The organism is Streptomyces sp. NPDC052496 (assembly GCF_040679095.1).
GTDB lineage: Bacteria > Actinomycetota > Actinomycetes > Streptomycetales > Streptomycetaceae > Streptomyces.
On record NZ_JBFAUH010000010.1, the window covers coordinates 91,133 to 108,723 of the forward strand.

Annotated in this window: 8 protein-coding genes; 6 read left to right on the top strand and 2 right to left on the bottom strand. The window is 72.9% G+C overall.

Annotated features, from left to right (window positions below):
* Nucleotides 1-9 precede the first annotated feature (9 nt).
* Complete coding sequence (locus tag AB0L45_RS15755; RefSeq protein WP_365840060.1) at nucleotides 10-231, bottom strand: helix-turn-helix transcriptional regulator; 222 nt, start codon at nucleotides 229-231, stop codon at nucleotides 10-12.
* A gap of 452 nt (nucleotides 232-683) precedes the next feature.
* On the opposite strand from AB0L45_RS15755, the gene AB0L45_RS15760 reads away from it, so the two are divergent.
* The 4 genes from AB0L45_RS15760 to AB0L45_RS15775 all read left to right on the top strand — a co-directional run bounded on the left by AB0L45_RS15760 (nucleotide 684) and on the right by AB0L45_RS15775 (nucleotide 14,002).
* A complete protein-coding gene (locus AB0L45_RS15760; protein ID WP_365840062.1) occupies nucleotides 684-1,970 on the top strand; it encodes an MFS transporter in 1,287 nt (428 codons plus the stop codon).
* On the top strand, nucleotides 1,967-5,398 hold the full coding sequence (locus tag AB0L45_RS15765; RefSeq protein ID WP_365840064.1) for a beta-ketoacyl synthase N-terminal-like domain-containing protein: 3,432 nt from the start codon (nucleotides 1,967-1,969) through the stop codon (nucleotides 5,396-5,398). The genes AB0L45_RS15760 and AB0L45_RS15765 overlap by 4 nt, the downstream gene beginning before the upstream one ends.
* Nucleotides 5,395-13,215 (top strand): MupA/Atu3671 family FMN-dependent luciferase-like monooxygenase, encoded by a 7,821-nt coding sequence (locus AB0L45_RS15770; RefSeq protein WP_365840066.1) that lies wholly within the window; start codon nucleotides 5,395-5,397, stop codon nucleotides 13,213-13,215. Before AB0L45_RS15765 ends, AB0L45_RS15770 begins: the two co-directional genes overlap by 4 nt.
* Nucleotides 13,216-13,576: 361 nt before the next feature.
* Entirely contained in the window at nucleotides 13,577-14,002 is a 426-nt protein-coding gene (locus AB0L45_RS15775) for a cold-shock protein (RefSeq protein WP_030021573.1), read from the top strand.
* A 95-nt stretch (nucleotides 14,003-14,097) separates the two neighbouring features.
* Here the strand turns inward: AB0L45_RS15775 and AB0L45_RS15780 are convergent, their stop codons facing one another.
* Nucleotides 14,098-15,069: an NADP-dependent oxidoreductase gene (locus tag AB0L45_RS15780; protein WP_365840069.1), complete on the bottom strand. Its 972-nt coding sequence runs from the start codon at nucleotides 15,067-15,069 to the stop codon at nucleotides 14,098-14,100.
* 361 nt (nucleotides 15,070-15,430) lie between these two features.
* Between AB0L45_RS15780 and AB0L45_RS15785 the strand changes: the two genes are divergently transcribed.
* Both AB0L45_RS15785 and AB0L45_RS15790 read left to right on the top strand, forming a co-directional pair.
* A complete protein-coding gene (locus AB0L45_RS15785) occupies nucleotides 15,431-16,918 on the top strand; it encodes a PLP-dependent aminotransferase family protein (protein WP_365840071.1) in 1,488 nt (495 codons plus the stop codon).
* A gap of 238 nt (nucleotides 16,919-17,156) precedes the next feature.
* Nucleotides 17,157-17,564 (top strand): RidA family protein, encoded by a 408-nt coding sequence (locus tag AB0L45_RS15790; protein ID WP_365840073.1) that lies wholly within the window; start codon nucleotides 17,157-17,159, stop codon nucleotides 17,562-17,564.
* Nucleotides 17,565-17,591 lie beyond the last annotated feature (27 nt).

A 17,591-nucleotide genomic window follows, 5' to 3' on the forward strand; every position in this document is an offset into this window, starting at 1 on the left:
GCGGGCCCGTCAGCCGCTGTTCTGCGCCAGCTGGAGCCGTACGAGATGGGCGAGCGTCGGAGCCGGGTGCTTGGCCCGTATACGGCGCAGGTAGGTACTGACCGTATGGACGCTGATGCCCAGTCGCCTGGCCGTCTGGTCGTACGTCAGACCGTCGGCGATGTGCGACAGTACCTCCCGCTCCCGCGGGGACAGCATCGGCGACAGGGTGGACGCACTGGGGTCCGACATCTCTTCTCCAAGGGGGTGACGGAGGAGTGGGGGAGGTCCGGCGGCCCGCGGCGTCAGGACGGTCGGTCCGACGGCGCGGACGGAGCGGGGCGAGGCCGTGGTACGGCCGCCGCGCTGTGCGGCGCTCGCGGGCTCATCGGCTCGGCGCCGAAAGGACGGCCCGTACGGGACCGGACATGGTGCGCCCTCCCGCGGGTACGGAGCAGAACTGCCGGCGGTGCCGCAGGGGCAGCACATCCCCTGTGACATGCGGCTTGATCTAACCACGGACACGGCAAAACGCAAGAAGGCCGCGGCCGTTGCCGTGCTGCCTCTACACGCGTGGCAAAGCGGAGGTCAAGTCACCGGATGTGGCGTCTCCAGGCGCCCCGCGAACCGGGTGACGGTAAGTGGGCCGCCGCCGTCCACGCGGTGGGTCACGCCGGCACGGGGTACTGAGGGGGATCACGAGGGTGGGGCACTTCCGGCTGCTCGTCGTCGGCAACGCCGTCTCCGCGTACGGCAGTTACCTGAACATGGTGGCGCTGAACGTCTTCGTCTACCAGGTGACGGGCAGCGCACTGACCGCGGGCCTGTTCATGGCCGTACGCCTGATCACCAGCGTACTGTCCGGCTTCGTCAGCGGCCGGCTGGTCTCGCGGTACGACCGCAAGCGCCTGATGGTGTGCGCGGACCTGACCCAGGCGGCCGCCCTGGTGGTGCTCCTCCTCGCGCCGGACGGCGCCCGCGTCGCCCTGCTCTTCGCGCTCGCCGTGGGTACCGGTGCCTGCTCGACGCTCTCCCAGGTGGCGCTGCGCAGCAGCGTCCCGGAGATCGTCGGCGCCGACCTGCGGACGCGGGCCAACGGACTGCTGGTCACCGGCCGTTCCCTCGCCATGATCGCGGGCTTCGCCTCGGCGGGTGTGGTCGTCGCGGAGTTCGGTTACACCACCGCCTTCGCCCTGGACGCCGCCACCTTCGCGGTCTCCGCGACGGTCCTCTTCCTGCTGCCCATCCGTACCCGGGCCGACGCCGGTGCGGGCCCGGCCGACGGCACCGCGGCGGACGCGGCGGCCGGCACCGGCCGCTGGGCCTCGTTCGCGCTCCTGAAGGCGGCACCACTGCTGGCCGTCATGGTCGCGGTGCGCGCCGCCGACGGCCTCGGCTCCTCGTCGCACAACGTCGCCCTGCCCATCTACTCCAGCGCCCTGGACCCGTCCCACCCGGCCACCTTCGTCAGCCAGTTCTGGGCGACCTGGGCGATCGGCAACATCGTGGCGCAGCAGGTGTGCTCCCGCCGTACCCGCAAGACCGGGTGGTCACCGGGGGAGCGCGCCTTCGCGGTCGGCTCCTGCGTGATGTCGGCGGCGTTCATCGTGGTCTTCAGCGGCCTGCCGGCCGTCCCCGCCGCCGTCGCCGCGCTCGTCGCCGGCATGGCCGACGGGTTCACCGAGATCGCGTACGTCTCCCGCCTCCAGGCCGCCCCCGACCACCAGCGCGGACGCCTCTTCGGCCTCTCCGCCTCGGCCGAGAACAGCGGCTTCGGCCTCGGCATGATCGTCAGCGCCGCGCTGCTGGAGAGCTACTCGCCCCTCCAGGTGGTCGGCGCGTTCCAGGGCCTGGCCATCGTCCTGTGCGTCGCCCTGCTCGTCGTGCTGTCCAGGGGACGCTCCCTGTTCCCGCACGAACCACCGGCCCGGGAGAGCGGCGGCCCGGCGCCCGGCCGGGAGGTCTCCGCCGCGGAGGGCGGCACCTCATGAACCCACCGGCCGACTCGCGCGTCGCGGTCATCGGCACGGCCTTCCGCTTCCCCGGAGCGGCCACCCCCGAGGAGTTCTGGCAGGTCATCAGGGACGGCCGGGACTGCGTACGGCGCTTCACCGAGGAGGAACTGGCCGCGGCCGGCGTCCCCGCCGAGAAGTACCGGGCGGACGACTTCGTCGGCGCCAGCGGCATCCTGGACGACATCGACGGGTTCGACGCCGCCTTCTTCGGCATGAGCGTCCGCGAGGCGAAGCTCACCGACCCGCAGCACCGGATGTTCCTGGAATGCGCCTACCAGGCCCTGGAGGACGCCGGACACCCCCGCGAACGCGACGGACAGCGCACCGGTGTCTTCGCCAGCACCGGCTACCACCTCTACACCATGGAGAACTACCTCCTGAACAACGTCCTGAAGGGCCCCGTCGGCGACGACTGGCTCTCCAGGATGCAGGTCATGGTCGGCAACTACACCGACTTCACCGCCACCCGGGCGGCCTTCCGCCTGAACCTGACCGGCCCGGCCCTCAGCGTCCAGACCGGCTGCTCCAGCTCCCTGGTCGCCCTCCAGCTCGCCGCGCAGTCGGTGCTGGCCGGTGACAGCGACATCGCGCTGGCCGGCGCCACGGCCGTACACGTACCGCAGGTACTGGGCTACCAGTACGTCAAGGGCTCCATCCTCTCCAAGACCGGCCACCTGCGCGCCTTCGACGCCGGGGCGGACGGCACGGTGGGCGGCACCGGCGTCGCCGCCGTCGTCCTCAAACGCCTGGACCGGGCGCTCGCCGACGGCGACACCGTCCACGGCGTCATCCGCGGCTGGGGCGTCAACAACGACGGCGCGGACAAGCAGGCGTACACCGCGCCCAGCGCGGCCGGCCAGCGCGGCGCCATCCGCCGCGCGCTGGACCACGCGGGCATCAGCGCGGACACCGTGGGCTACCTGGAGACTCACGGCACGGGCACGCTGAAAGGCGATCCGATCGAGTTCGACGGCGCCGTGTCCGCGTACCGCGCCGACACCGACCGGACCGGTTACTGCGCGCTCGGCTCGACCAAGGCCAACATCGGCCACCTGGACGTGGCCTCGGGACTGGCCAGTTTCATCAAGGCGCTGCTCGTCCTGAAGCACGGCGTCATCCCGCCGATGGCCAACTTCCGTGAGCCCAACCCCGCCCTCGACCTCGACCGCAGCCCCTTCTACATCCCCGGGACCGCCCGCCCGTGGCCCCAGGGGGACACGCCGCGCCGCGCGGGCGTCTCGTCACTGGGCGTCGGCGGCACCAACGTCCACATCATCGTGGAGCAGGCACCCGAGCCCCCGCCCCGCACCGCCACCGTGCCCCCACCGGACGTACTGGTCCTCTCTGGCCGGTCCGCAGCCGCCCTGACGGCCAACGCCCACGCCGTACGCGACCACCTGACCCGGCACCCGGAGACGGACCTCGCCGACCTGGTCACCACCGCGGCGGGCCGCGGCCACCACCCGTACCGCCTGGCGGCCCGCGGCACGAACCCGGCGGACCTCGCCGCGGCCCTGGACGGCTGGCTCGCCGGCACCGGCGGCCCCGCCGCTGCCGCCGCCGTGACGACCGGCGAGGCGCCCCGCGACGGACGCCCGGGCATCGCCTTCCAGTTCACCGGGCAGGGCAGCGCGTACCCCGGCATGGCGCGCCCCTTGTACGAACGCTTCGCCGTCGTACGCGACCTGCTCCACACCTGCGAACGCCACCACCAGGAGCTGTACGGCAGCTCCCTGCTCGACGTACTGCTCGACCCGGACGCGGACCGTGCCCGCACGGAGGACACCCGGATCGCCCAGCCGGCCCTCTTCGCGCTGCAATACGCCCTCGCCGGGCTGTGGCACCACGCCGGCCTCGTACCGGACACCGTCGCCGGGCACAGCGTCGGCGAGTACGCCGCCCTGTGCGCGGCGGGCGCCCTGTCGGCCGAGGACGGCCTGCGCATCACCGCGGAGCGCGGCCGCCTGATGCAGGACCACTGCCCGCCTGGCGCCATGGCCGCCGTCCTGGCCGACCCGGACACTGTCCAGAACCTGACCGCCGAGATCTCCGGTCTCGAACTCGCCGTCGTCAACGGAGCACACCGGCACGTGCTCGCCGGGCCCGTCACAGCCGTGGACCGGCTGCTGACCCTGTCGGCGGAACGCGGCACCACCGCGGAACGGCTGCCGGTGACGCGCGCCTTCCACACCGCGCTGATGGACCCGGTCCTGGACAAGTTCCGCGAACTGCTCGACGGCGTCACCTTCCGGCCGGTCACGACACGCTTCGTCAGCTGCCTCGACGGACGCCGGTACGAGCCGGGCTGGGTGCCGGACGCCGATTACTTCGTACGGCAGACCCGCGAGCCGGTCCGCTACGACGCCGTCCTCCCCACGCTCGGCGGCACCGACCCCGCCGCGCTGGTCGAGATCGGTCCGCACACCACGCTCAGCGGGCTCGCCCGCGCCGCCCTCCCCGGCGTACGGGCGCTGCCGACGCTGCGCCGCGGCACCGGACCCGCCGCCTTCTGGGGCGCGGTGGCCCAGCTCCACTGCGCAGGGGCCGACCTCGACTGGCCGGCGCTGACCGCCGGCAGCGGAGGCCGCAGGATCTGGCTGCCCGGCTACCGCTTCCAGCACCAGAGCTTCTGGACGGGGCCGGAACCGACCGCCGTCCGGGCCGTCCGGGCCGGCGAACCAGCGACAGAACCAGCGAGAGAAGAGGAAGACGTGGCACAGGACGAGGCAGTGTTCGCGAGGGTGCTCGGGCACGTCATCGAGTTGGTCGCCAAGCACCTCGGGCACGACGCGGACGCGATCACCGGCGGCACATCCTTCTTCGACCTCGGTGCGGACTCGCTGCAGATGATCAGCGTGCTGCGCGAGCTGGAGCAGGACCACCAGGTCAAGGTGGCGATGCGGGAACTGTTCGAGGAGGCGAGCACTCCGGGGCAGCTGGCGGAGCTGATCGTGGGGCGGATGGGGGATGGGGCCGACAGGCCCGGGGGCGGTGCTGTCGGTGGTGCCGTGGGCGGTGCCGGGAAGGGGAAGGGTGTCGCGCCCGGTGGCGGCGAGCCCGCGTGTGCGCCGGAGCCCGTGCGTGAGCCTGCGCCCGTGCGTGCGCCGGAGCCCGACCGTACTGAGCCCCCTCGCGCGCCTGTGTCCCTTCGCGCGGTGGAGTCCAGCCGCACGCCGGAGCCCGTCCGTGCGTCCGAGCCCGTGTCCGGCGAGCCGGCCGGCGCGTCGCAGCCCGTGACGCGCGCGGAACTGACCGACCTCGTCCGCCAGGTGAACCAGCTGACGCAGATCCAGCTCCAGATGATGTCCCAGATCCACCAGCTCTCCCAGCTGCTGACCGCGCAGGCGACGAGCGCACTGACCGGCGGCGACGTGGTGGCCAACGGGAAGGCGGGCGGGAAATGACCGGGCTCGGGCTGAGGGCCGCCGCCGCTGCGGTGGACCAGGACCTGGCCGCCATGGCCGACCTCTCGCGGCGGATCGCGGAGCGGATCGAGGCTGCGGGCGGGGGCGCGGCGAAGAGTGAGGCCGCGGCTGGGGGCGCGGAGCGGCCGGTGGAGGGGGAGGCGGAGGCCGGTCAGGGGCCGTCCGACGGGCGGCAGGCACCCGCCGCGAACGGTCCGGACCCGTCCGCCGACCGTCGGCAGCGCGTGCACGGCCCCCGGGTGACCGTCTCCCGCGCCTCCGGCATGGTCGGCGGCTCCGCCTCCGCGTCCCAGCAGGCGCACCTCGACGACCTGGTACGCCGGTACACGGCCAGGACGGCCACGTCCAAGGAGATCGCCCAGCGGTACCGCCGGGTGCTGGCCGACAGCCGGGCCGTCGTCGGGTTCCGCAGCAAGACCAAGGAGATGCTGTACCCGATCGCCGGACGCCGGGCGCGCGGTTCCTGGCTGGAGGACGTCGACGGCAATCGCTATGTCGACATCACCATGGGCTTCGGCGTCCTCCTCTTCGGCCACGAACCGGACTTCGTGAGCGAGGCCGTCCGCGAGCACCTCTCCCGGGGCATCCAGCTCGGCCCGCGCAACGTCGAGACCGGCGAGGCCGCCGAACTGCTGGCGGAACTGACCGGCATGGAACGCGTGGCGTTCGCCAACTCCGGTACGGAGGCGAACTCCGCCGCGATCCGGCTCGCCCGCGCCGCCACCGGCCGCCGCCGTATCGTCACCTTCCACGGCGCCTACCACGGCCACGCCGACAACGTCCTGGGCCGCTCCACCGGCACCGGCGCCGACCGGGTCACCGTCCCCGTCTCCACCGGCATCCCGGCCGCCAGCGTCGCCGACCTGCTGGTCCTGGACTACGGCAGCGACGCGAGCCTGGAGGCCATCGCCGCGCACGCGGACGACATCGCCGCGGTCATCATCGAGCCCGTACAGAGCCGCCACCCGTCGCTGCGGCCCGTCGAGTTCGTACGGCGGCTGCGCGAGCTGACCCGGCGCCACGGCATCGTGCTGATGTTCGACGAGATGCTGACGGGCTTCCGCCCGGCGCCGCGCGGCGCCCAGGAGCTGTACGGCGTCACCCCCGACCTCGCGACGTACGGCAAACTGCTCGGCGGCGGGTTCCCGATCGGCGCCATCGCGGGCCGCACGGACATCATGGACGGGGTGGACGGTGGCTTCTGGCAGTACGGGGATGCCAGTTACCCGCCCGCCGACACCACCTTCTTCGGCGGGACGTACATCCAGCACCCGGTCTCGATGGTCGCGGCACGCGCGGTGCTGACCCACCTCAAGGAGCACAGTCCGCGGCTCCAGGAGCGGCTGAACGCCCGCACCGGCGAACTGGTGGACTCGCTGAACCGTTTCCTCGAAGACGAGGACTTCCCGCTGCGGGTGAGCCACTTCGGCTCCCAGTTCCGCTTCGAGCACCGCGCGGACATGGAGCTGCTGTACCACCACCTCATGCTGCGCGGGGTGCACGTCTGGGAATGGCGCAACTTCTTCCTGTCGACCGCCCACTCGGACGGGGACATCGAGTTCATCGCCGACGCGGTCCGCGGCTCCATGCGGGAGCTGCGCGCGGCGGGCTTCTTCCCCGGCGGAGGCGGACCGAAGCCGCGGCCGACGGCGGTCCCGGCTGCCGCGCCGAGCGCCGCACCGGCGCCCGCGACCAGCACGCCGAAGCCCGTCGCCGAGCCCCGCACGGCGCCATCGGCCACCGCCGTGGCCGCGCGCCGCGCCCCCGACTTCAGCATCTACTTCTTCGGTGACTACCCCCAGGACACGGCCGACGGCGCTGCCCCGGCCGTCGCGCAGGGCAGGTACGACCACATCCTGGAGACCGCGCGCTTCGCCGACCAGCACGGATTCCACGCCCTCTGGATGCCGGAACGGCACTTCCACTCCTTCGGCGGCCTCTTCCCCAACCCCGTCGTACTCGCCGCCGCCCTCGCCCGCGAGACCCGGCACGTCCGCCTCAACGCGGGCTCCGTCGTCCTGCCCCTGCACGACCCGGTGCGGGTCGCGGAGGAGTGGTCGATGGCCGACAACCTCTCCGGCGGCCGGGTCGGCATCGGCTGCGCCGGCGGCTGGCACGCCAACGACTTCATCTTCTTCCCCGAGCGCTTCGGCCGCCACAAGGAGATGATGTACGAGCAGGTGGAGCAGGTCCGCCGGCTCTGGCGCGGCGAGGCCGTACGGCGCACCGGCGGTGACGGCGAGACCGAGGTACGCCTGTTCCCGCGCCCCGTCCAGGAAGTGCCGCCCATGTACACGGCGGTGGTCGGCAACCCCGCCTCGTACGCGGCCGCCGCCCGCAACGACGTCGGCGTGGTCACCAACCTGATGACCCAGAGCGTCGAGCAGCTCGCCGAGAACGTCGCGCTGTACCGCCGCACCCGCGCCGAGCACGGCCTCGACCCGGACGCCGGGCGGGTGGCCGTCCTGCTGCACACCTACCTCGCGGCCGACCACCGCACGGCGCGCACCGAGGCGTACGAGCCCCTGGCGCGCTACATGCGCGCCTCGCTCTCCCTGTTCGGCAACGTCGCCAACAGCCTCGGCCACAACGTCGACCTGTCCGCGCTCAGCGAGGACGACCTCGACGTGCTCTTCCGCCGCGCCTACGACCGGTACTGCGACCAGCGGGCGCTCATCGGCACGCCCGACACCGTCGCCCCCGTGGTGGACGCGGTGCGCGCGGCGGGCGCCGACGAGATCGTCTCGCTCGTCGACTTCGGCGTCGAACCGGAGGCGCTGCGCACCGGCCTCACCCACATCGACGCGCTGCGCCGCCGTTACCATGCGCCGGGTTCGGGTACGGGCGCGTCCCCGTCCCCGTCCCCGTCCCCATCCCCGTCCCTGGAGAGCCGGGAGCCCGTACGCGATTGCGCGCCCGAGCCCGAGCACGAGAGCGTCGCCCCGCTGTCGCCGGGCCAGCAGCGCATCTGGTTCCTCGAACGGATGCTGCCGGGCCGTACCGCCTACAACGAGACCAAGGCCATCCGCCTCGACGGCCCGCTCGACGTCCCCGCGCTGCGCACGGCGCTGCGTGAGCTGGTGGCGCGGCACGAGGGGCTGCGGACCGTCTTCCGCGAGATCGACGACGAGCCCTGCCAGCTCGTCCGGCCGCCGTCCGAACCGGACTTCGAGGTGCTCGTCCGTACGGACGCGGGCGCGGCCGGCGAGGACGCCGCGATCCGCGCCGTCCTGGCGGAGGAGAGCGCGCGGCGCTTCGATCTCGTCAACGGTCCGCTGTTCGTCACCCGGCTGGTAGAGCTGGGGGAGGAGCGGCACGTCCTGGTCTTCTCCCTGCACCACATCGTCGTGGACGCCGCCTCCGCCACCGTACTGGCCCGCGACCTGTCCGCTCTCTACCGGGCGGCCCACGACGGCTCCGACCCCGGGCTGCCCACGCTGACCGGCACGTACGCCGATCACGCCCGCACCCAGCTCCGTACGCTGGACGCTCCGGCGAGCGCCGCGGACCTGACGTACTGGCTCGGCACGCTCGGCGGCGAACTCCCGGTGCTGGAGCTGCCCTGCGACCGCCCCCGGCCCGCGGCCATGACCTCCAACGGACGGGCCGTCTTCCACCGGCTCGGCCCCGAGCTGTCCGCACGGCTGCGGGAGCTGAGCCGGCAGCGGCGCGGCACCCTCTTCATGACGCTGCTCGCCGGCTTCACCGCGATGCTCCACCGCGTCACGGGGCAGCGAGACCTCGTCGTCGGCACCCCGATGTCGGACCGCCCCCAGGGCACCGAGGACCTGCTCGGCTTCTTCGTCAACACCCTCGCGCTCCGCTTCGACCTGTCCGGCGACCCGGAGTTCACCACGTTGCTCGACCGGGTTCGAGGCGTCGCCCTGGACGCGTACGACCATGCGAACGTGCCCTTCGAAGCGGTGGTGCGGGAGCTGGCGCCGGCGCGTAGCACCGACCGCACGCCGGTGTTCCAGGTGCTGGCGGAGTTCGAGAGCAGCGACCCGTTCCGCTTCGACCTGCCCGGCGTCCGGGCCACCGTGCTCGACGCGGGCCCCGACAAGGCCCTCACGGACCTCGCCGTGTACTTCACCGACCAGCCCGAAGGCATCCGCTGCCACCTGGAGTACAACACCGACCTGTTCGACGCGGACACCGTGGACGGCTTCTTCCGTACCTTCCGCGACCTGCTCGAAGCGGCCGTAGAGGAGCCGGGGACGCCGCTGTCCCGCCTCGGCACCCCGCAGGCGCAGCCGGCGGAAGCGGACCTCGCCGCGTCGCCCGCGCCGGAGCGGACGGCGGCCGCGGCACGGCGTACAGCGGCCGCGGTACGGCAGCCCGGCATGGCCGCCGTCGCACCGGTGGAGCCGGCCGCTGAGCCGGTGCCCGCCGCGTGGCAGCAGGGCCCGGTCCGTCCGGTGACGCGGGCCACCGTCCACGAACTCGTCGCCCGGCGCGCCGCGATCGCCCCGTACCGGACCGCCGTCCACCACGGCGACGACCGCCTCAGCTACCGCGAGCTGGACACCCGGGCCGAACAGCTGGCCGCCGTCATCCGCGAGCGGTCCGGGACGAGGACTGGGACCGGGGCCACGGGGCCCTCGACCGCGGACAGCCCGGACGACGTGGTGGCCCTGTGGCTGCCCCGCTCCGCCGACCTCATCGTCGCGATGCTCGCCGTGCTCAAGTCCGGCCGGGCGTACGTCCCCCTGGGCCCGTCGCTGGGCCGGGCCCGCGCCGCCACGGTGATCGCGGAGTGCGGCGCCCGCCTCCTGCTGAGCACCGGTTCCCAGGCCGATGCGCTCGACCTGCCCGACGGCCTGAGCGTCATCAACGTCTCCGCCGGTGCGAACCGCACCACCAGCCGTACACAGAGGAAGGCGTCGTCGGGCGCCGCCGGGCCCGAATCCCTGTGCTACGTCATCTACACCTCCGGCAGCACCGGCACGCCCAAGGGCGTCGCGGTGCCCCACCGCGCGGTCGTCGACCTCTGCCAGTGGCACCACAAGCGCTTCGCGTTCACCTCGGCCGACCGCAGCGCGCTGGTGTGCAGCCAGAGCTTCGACGCATCGGTCCTGGAGATCTGGCCCGCCCTGACCGTGGGAGCGTCCGTCGTCATCGCCGACGACACGGTCCGAGCGGACACCTCGGCGCTGGCCCGCTGGTACGCGCAGCAGCACGTGACCTTCTCGATCCTGCCCACCGCCCTGGGCGAGGCACTGCTCACCCTGCCGCCCTCCGAGCAACCGCCGCTGCGCCACCTGCTGCTGGGGGGTGACGTGCTGCGTACCCGGCCGCATCCGGACGTGTCGTACGAGACGGTCAACGTGTACGGGCCGACCGAGACGACCGTGCTGTGCACCACCGAGACCGTCGGCCCGAACACGCCCGAGGCCACCGGCTCACGGCCGATCCCGATCGGCCGTCCCGTCGACAACGTCAGCGTGCGGGTCCTCGACACGTCCGGTGCGCCGGTAGCGCTCGGCGTGGTGGGGGAGCTGTACGTCGGCGGGCCGGGCGTGGCCCGGGGCTACTTGGGCACGCCGTCGTCGTCGTCGGCGTCGTCGGCGGACGAACGGTTCGGACCGGATCCGCTCGGTGCCGGTGCCGGTGCCGGTGCCGGGGCCGGGGCGGATGCCGGTGTGCCGGCGCTGCCCGACACGTCCACCTCCGTCTTCTACCGCACCGGTGACCTGGTGCGGTGGACCGAGGACGGGGCGCTGGAGTTCCGCGGGCGCGTCGACGACCAGGTGAAGGTACGCGGATACCGCGTCGAGCCGGAGGAGACGGCCCGCGCGCTCAACGGCCTGGACGCCGTGCGCGAGGCCGCCGTGGTGGCCCGCCGCGACAAGCGGGGCGAGGCCTACCTGGCCGCCTACGTGGTACCGGCGGACCAGGAGGCGGAGCACACCGACACCGCGGCCGGTCGCCGCACGTACGCCGACCGGCTGGCCCGCGACCTCGCGTCCCGGCTGCCGGAGTACCTCGTACCGCGCTCCTGGTCCGTCCTCACCGCACTGCCGCTCGCGGGCCACGGGAAGCTGGACCGTGCCGCGCTCCCGGACCCGGAAATCGTCACGGCCGCGCCCGCCGCGCCCGTTTCGGGCCAGCCCGACACGGCAACACGGCAGGTGACACCCGCAGCCCCGGCCGACGGGCCCGACGCCACCCCCGGCCTCCGGGACCGGCTCGAACACCGCCTCCGGGAGCTCTGGGCCGACACCTTCGACCTCACGGCGGACACCATCGGCCCCGACACCTCCTTCTTCGACCTCGGCGGTCATTCGATCGCCGCGATCCGGCTGGTCAACCGCGCCCGGGAAGTGTTCGGCCAGGAGTACCCGATGGCGCGCTTCTACCAGGAGCCGACGGTACGGGCCATGGCGGCATACCTGGCCGGCGACGGCGACGGCGACGGGGCCGCCGACGTGGTCGACCGCGCCCCGGCCACGTACCAGCAGCGGGCTTTCATCAACGGGCACCACCGCCACACCCTGCCGCAGGTCTACAACGTCGCCCTGCGCATCACCTTCACCGGCGACCTGGACCTCCCGGCTCTGCGTACCGCGCTGACGCAGCTCACCGCCCGCCACGAGTCGCTGCGCACCCGGTTCGTCGAAGAGGGCGAGCAGTGGTGGCAGGAGATCCTCCGGCCACGACCGGTCGACCTCCAGGAGGAAGACCTTTCCACCCGCGAAAACACCACCAGGAAGGCGAATGGCGACGCGGGCGGGGACGCGAACGGCGATGCGTACAGCGACACGAACAGCGACACGGACAGCGACGAGATCGAGCGGATCAGCGCCCAGGTGGCCGCCACCCGGTTCGACCTCACCGAAGGCGTGGCCCCCAGGTTCCGCCTCGTGCGCACCGGCCCGTCGGCCTGGGTGCTGTTCCTCCTGCTGCACCACTCCACCTGCGACGGCTGGGCCGTCAGCGTCCTGCTGAGCGACTTCGCCGCCCTCTACAGCGCCGCGGTGACCGGAAAGCCCCACACCCTGGGCAGGACGGTGCCGCAGCCGACCGAGTACGCGCGCTGGCAGCAGGAGACCGCCACGGCCGGTACCGACCAGCGCATCCTGAAGTACTGGGCCAGGGAGCTCGAAGGGGCGCCCTTCCAGCACGCGCTGCCCCTGGACCGGCCGCGCCCGGAAACCCTGAGCGGACAGGGCCGCGTCGCGCTCTTTTCCGTGGACGCCGACGTACGCGCCGACGTCGAACGGCTGGCCAGGAAGTGCGGCACGACGCCGTACGCGGTCACCGTCGCCGCACTGGGCCGGCTCGTCGGCAAACTGTCCGGGCGGTCCGAAGTCGTCGTCAACGTCTCCTACGCCAACCGTGAGCGCCGCGCCTTCGAGTCCCTGGTGGCCTGCACGGCCGTGGGGCTCCCGCTGCGCATCCGGCTCGACGAGGCCGGGAGCTTCACCAGCCTGGTCCGCCAGGTCGCGCACACCTCGACCGAGGGCATCGACCACATCATGCCGCTGCGCAGGCTCGTCGAGCCGCTGCGTACGGAGATGGGGGTCGAGGTGCCGGACCACGTGCCGTTCGGGTTCCAGTACCAGAACTCGCTGCGGACGGACATCGAGCTGCCCGGCGTGGCCGTCGCGGTCGAGGACCTGGCCGTCCCGGCCTCCCGTACGGACTTCAATTTCGGGCTGGTCCCGGCGGGCGACACGCTGACCGGGTACGTCGAGTACTCCACCGACCTGTGGGAACACGCCACGATCGAGGGCTGGACCGGTGACTACGTGGACCTGCTCACCGAGGAGGTGCGGGCCGCCCTGGCCGACTGACCCGTCACGCCGCTACGGCACCGTTCCGTCGGGGCGGTGCTGTAGCGACGGGCCGGTACGTGCCGACGAGCCAATGCCGTGTCGACGGTCCCGCACCGTAGCGACGGGCCGGTACCGTGCCGACCGTGCCGGTGCCGCCCCGCCGGCCGCCCGCGTACGCCGGTGCCACGCGGGGGCGGGTACCGGGCTGGACGTTCCGCCGCCGCTCGGCAATAGTATGGGCGGGACATCCACCGAATCGTCTCCGCCTTCGGCGATAACCTCTGCCGGTGCAGCCGGCGGGAACGGCACGCCGTCGGGTCGACGGCGACAGGGTGCGGAATTTGCGGGCAGTTGTGGAATTGGGGTCTGGGGCACAGTGATGGTTTCTGGCAAGGTCATTCGGTTCGACGAGGTACGCGGCTACGGATTCGTCGTCCCGGACGACGGCGGAGAAGACGTCTTCGTGCACGTGAACGATCTGGAATTCGACAAGGGGCTGATGGCCCCCGGCGTCAAGGTCGAATTCCTGGTGGACGAGGGCGACCGCGGCCCCAAGGCGTCCGAAGTGCGTTTCCTGGAAGGCGCCCCCGGCCGCTCCGGCGGCGCGCACCGCGCGCAGAGCGCGGCGCACGACGGCAATTTCGAGGACGGTGTCCTGTGCGACACCCTCTCCGCCCAGGAGTTCCTCGACGAGGTGACCGAACTGCTGGTGACCGGCGTGCCGAGCATGACCGGCGAGCAGATCCTCCAGGCCCGCCAGCGCCTTCTGAAGCAGGCCCAGTCCCACGAATGGGTCGACGCGTAGGACTTTCCCGGCGCCGACCCGGGGCCGCCGAACTCCGCGCATTGCGGTGGCCGGAATGCCGGCCACCCGTTCAGCGGCCGCGGCGGCGCATGACCTCAGGGCGCCACGCGCAGCACCAGCTTTCCGCGGGTGCGGCCCTCCTCGCCCCGGCGGTGCGCCTCGGCGGCCTCGGCCAGCGGCAGTACGTCCTCGACCTCCACCGACACCGCCCCCTCGTCGATGAGGCCGCCGATACGGGTGAGCGCCGCGCCGTCCGGTTCCACCAGGAACCCGCTCGCCCGCACTCCCTGCGCACGGGCGGCCTCCATCAGCTCGGGCGAGGCCCCGGAGGGCACCGCGATCAGCGTGCCGCCGGACCGCAGCGTACGCAGGGAACGGGTGCTGGTCGCGTCCTGCTCGTCCCCCACCAGGTCGATGACGACGTCCACGTCGCGTACGACTTCCTCGAAGCGCTCCCGCGTGTAGTCGACCAGCTCGTCCGCCCCGAGTGAGCGCAGCCAGTCGTGCTTGGCCGCCCGCGCCGTACCGATGACGTGCGCGCCCAGGTGCTTGGCGAACTGCACCGCGAAGTGGCCGACGCCGCCCGCCGCCGCGTGGATGAGCACCCGTTGGCCGGCCTCGACGTGCGCCGCGTCCACCAGGCACTGCCACGCGGTCAGCGCGGCCAGTGGCACGGCGGCCGCGTGGTCGTGGTCGAGCGTGGCCGGCTTGCGGGCGAAGTGCCGCGAGGGCGCGGTCACGTACTCGCCGTACGCGCCGGCCTGCCGTGGGAACCAGGGCATCCCGTACACCTCGTCGCCCACCTGGAGCGTGTGCACGCCGAATCCGACCTCCTCCACGACGCCGCTGACGTCCCAGCCCACCGAGAACGGCGGGTCACCGAGGACCCCGGCCATTCCGCCGCCCTGCCGGGTCTTCCAGTCGATCGGGTTCACTCCGGCGGACTGCACCCGTACGAGCACCTCGGTGGGCAGCGGCGCCGGCCGGGGCGCCCGGGTCAGGTACAGCACCTCGGGACCGCCGGTGGCGTCCTGGGTGATCGTGCGCATGGTCGGTTCGCTGCTCATGCCGTGTCTCCTGGAAGGGCCGGCCGTGCGGGCACGACCGGGTTGGTTGATCATCGCCGTACGGAAGGTACCGGAGTAGCCGCGAACGGGCGGTGACACCCCTCCGCGCCCGCCACCTCCGCGCCCGCCACCTCCAAGTCCTTCGCCTCCAAGTCCTTCGCCTCCAGGCCCGTCACCGTCGTGTCTCCCGGCCCGTCACTGTCGGATCTCCATGGCTGGTGCCTTCTTGCCTTCCTGTCCGTCACGTCCGGCTGCTGCCGGGCGTGATCCGGACGGCTCTGTACAGTGATGAGCCGGCACGACATGGCTGGTTCAGCCGATTCAGCCGATCAGGCGGATCCAGCCGACACCGGGGAGTGGCATGGCGGACACCGGGCCGTCCCGGGCCGTGAACGGCGCAGGGCGCCCGGACCGCACGCTGGGGAGCCGGCAGCTGGCCGCGCTGCTGCCCGACCCGTCCGGAGCCAGACCCGCCTACCGCCACCTGGCGCAGGCGATCGGTGAGCTGATCCTGGACGGCCGCATCGCCCTGCACGTCAGACTCCCCGCCGAACGCGAACTCGCCGCCGCTCTCGACATCAGCCGGCCCACCGTCACCGCCGTCTACGACCTGCTGCGCGAGAGCGGTTACGCGCACAGCCGCCAGGGCGCCGGCACGTGGACGGCCCTGCCCGAAGGCCGTACTCCCCGCGGCGTCACACGGCTCCTCGGCGCCCGTGACCCCGTGATCGACCTGGCCAGAGCCGCCCCAGCCCTGCCGCACCGCGCTCTCGCCGATGCTCTCGCCCGGGTGTCACCGCAGTTGGCCGAGCACGTCGACACGCCCGGCTACCACCCGTACGGCCTGCCGCAACTGCGCGCCGCCATCGCCGGACGTTTCACCCGTCGAGGCCTGGCCACCGTGCCCGAACAGGTCCTCGTCACCTCCGGGGCCCAGCACGCCCTCACGCTCGTGCTCGGCCTGCTGTGCGGCCCCGGCGACCGGGTCCTGGTCGAGAACCCGTCCTACCCGAACGCCCTGGAGGCCCTGCGGCGTGCCCGGCTGCGTGCCGTGCCGGTGCCCGTGACCGACGCCGGCTGGGACACCGGGACCGCCGAATCGTCCCTGCGCCAGTCCGCGCCCCGGCTGGCCTACCTGATCCCCGACTTCCACAACCCGACCGGCTGCCTCATGCCCGCGGAGGCGCGCGCCCGTATCCTGCGCGCCGCCCAGCGCTCCGGTACCTGGCTGGTCGTCGACGAGACCCTGACCGACCTGGCCCTCGACGTCCCCGCCCCGCCGCCGTTCGCCGCCCACGCCGCACCGGGCGGGGCCGGCCAGGTCATCACCACCGGTTCGATGAGCAAGACCCACTGGGCGGGCCTGCGCATCGGCTGGCTGCGCGCCCCCGCCCGGCTGGTCACCGAACTCGCCGCGCAGCGGGCCGCCACCGACATGGGCGGCTCGGTCCTGGACCAGCTTCTGGCCCTCGACCTGCTGGAACGGTCCGAGGAACTGCTGCCGGCGCGCCTGGCGCAACTGCGTACCCAACGTGCCGCCCTCACCGCCGCTCTGACCGAACACCTCCCGCACTGGACCTGGCAACTGCCGCCCGGTGGCCTCTCCCTCTGGGCCGATCTGGGCGCACCCGTCGCGGCGGCGCTGGCCGACCGGGCACGGGACCACGGTGTACGGATCGAGGGCGGCGCCTGCTTCGCCACCGACCCCGGCGTTTTCGAGCACCGTCTCCGGATCCCCTACACCGCGCCTCCGGACACTCTCCGCGAGGCCGTGCACCGCATGGCCGCCGCCCTCGCGGACGGCCTCACCCCTTCGTCCGGCACGCGCCGACCGCACTGGATCGCCTGAGCTCCGCTCGCTCTCTCGGGCGGACGGGACTGATGGGCATCCCGTCGGTCACTCCCGTGCCGTCGTCGGACGCGCCCTGAGCTGCTGGGTCACCTTTTGGTTCCCCAGGCACCGAAAAGTGCGTTCTTCCAGGTCAGCGGCCACTCTCCTAACGTTCCTGAGTAACCGCGAGAGACCGAGGGCGCTTCGGTCCGGCGGACGCGAGCCCACGGGCTCTTTCGCTGAGGAGACAGACAGCATGGCCATCACCCTGGTGAACCCCGACGGACTGCCGAAGATCGACGTCTACCGGCAGGTCTCGATAGCGACCGGGTCGAAGCTGGTCTTCGTGGCCGGGCAGGTGGCCTGGGACGCCGAGGGGACCACCGTCGGCGAAGGTGACCTCGCCGCCCAGGTCGAGCAGTGCTACGTCAACGTCGGCGCCGCCCTGGCCGCGGCGGGCGGTTCCTTCGACGACGTGGCGAAACTGACCGTCCACGTCGTCGACTGGACCCCCGACAAGATGCCCCGGCTCCTGGAAGGCATCGCGCGGGCGGCCGCGAAGCTGGGGACCACCCCGGCGGCGCCCGCCACGCTGCTCGGCGTCGCGGCGCTGGACGTGCCCGAGCACCTGGTCGAGATCGAGGCCACCGCGGTCATCGACTGACGGGGCCGCGGCGCGGGTGCTGCTCCC

What these genes read in the sequence shown, in the direction of transcription:
- AB0L45_RS15775 (WP_030021573.1), top strand. Translation starts at nt 13,577, where the DNA reads ATGGTTTCTGGCAAGGTCATTCGGTTCGACGAGGTACGCGGCTACGGA.
- AB0L45_RS15785 (WP_365840071.1), top strand. Translation starts at nt 15,431, where the DNA reads ATGGCGGACACCGGGCCGTCCCGGGCCGTGAACGGCGCAGGGCGCCCG.
- AB0L45_RS15765 (WP_365840064.1), top strand. Translation starts at nt 1,967, where the DNA reads ATGAACCCACCGGCCGACTCGCGCGTCGCGGTCATCGGCACGGCCTTC.
- AB0L45_RS15790 (WP_365840073.1), top strand. Translation starts at nt 17,157, where the DNA reads ATGGCCATCACCCTGGTGAACCCCGACGGACTGCCGAAGATCGACGTC.
- AB0L45_RS15780 (WP_365840069.1), bottom strand. Translation starts at nt 15,069, where the DNA reads ATGAGCAGCGAACCGACCATGCGCACGATCACCCAGGACGCCACCGGC.
- AB0L45_RS15755 (WP_365840060.1), bottom strand. Translation starts at nt 231, where the DNA reads ATGTCGGACCCCAGTGCGTCCACCCTGTCGCCGATGCTGTCCCCGCGG.
- AB0L45_RS15770 (WP_365840066.1), top strand. Translation starts at nt 5,395, where the DNA reads ATGACCGGGCTCGGGCTGAGGGCCGCCGCCGCTGCGGTGGACCAGGAC.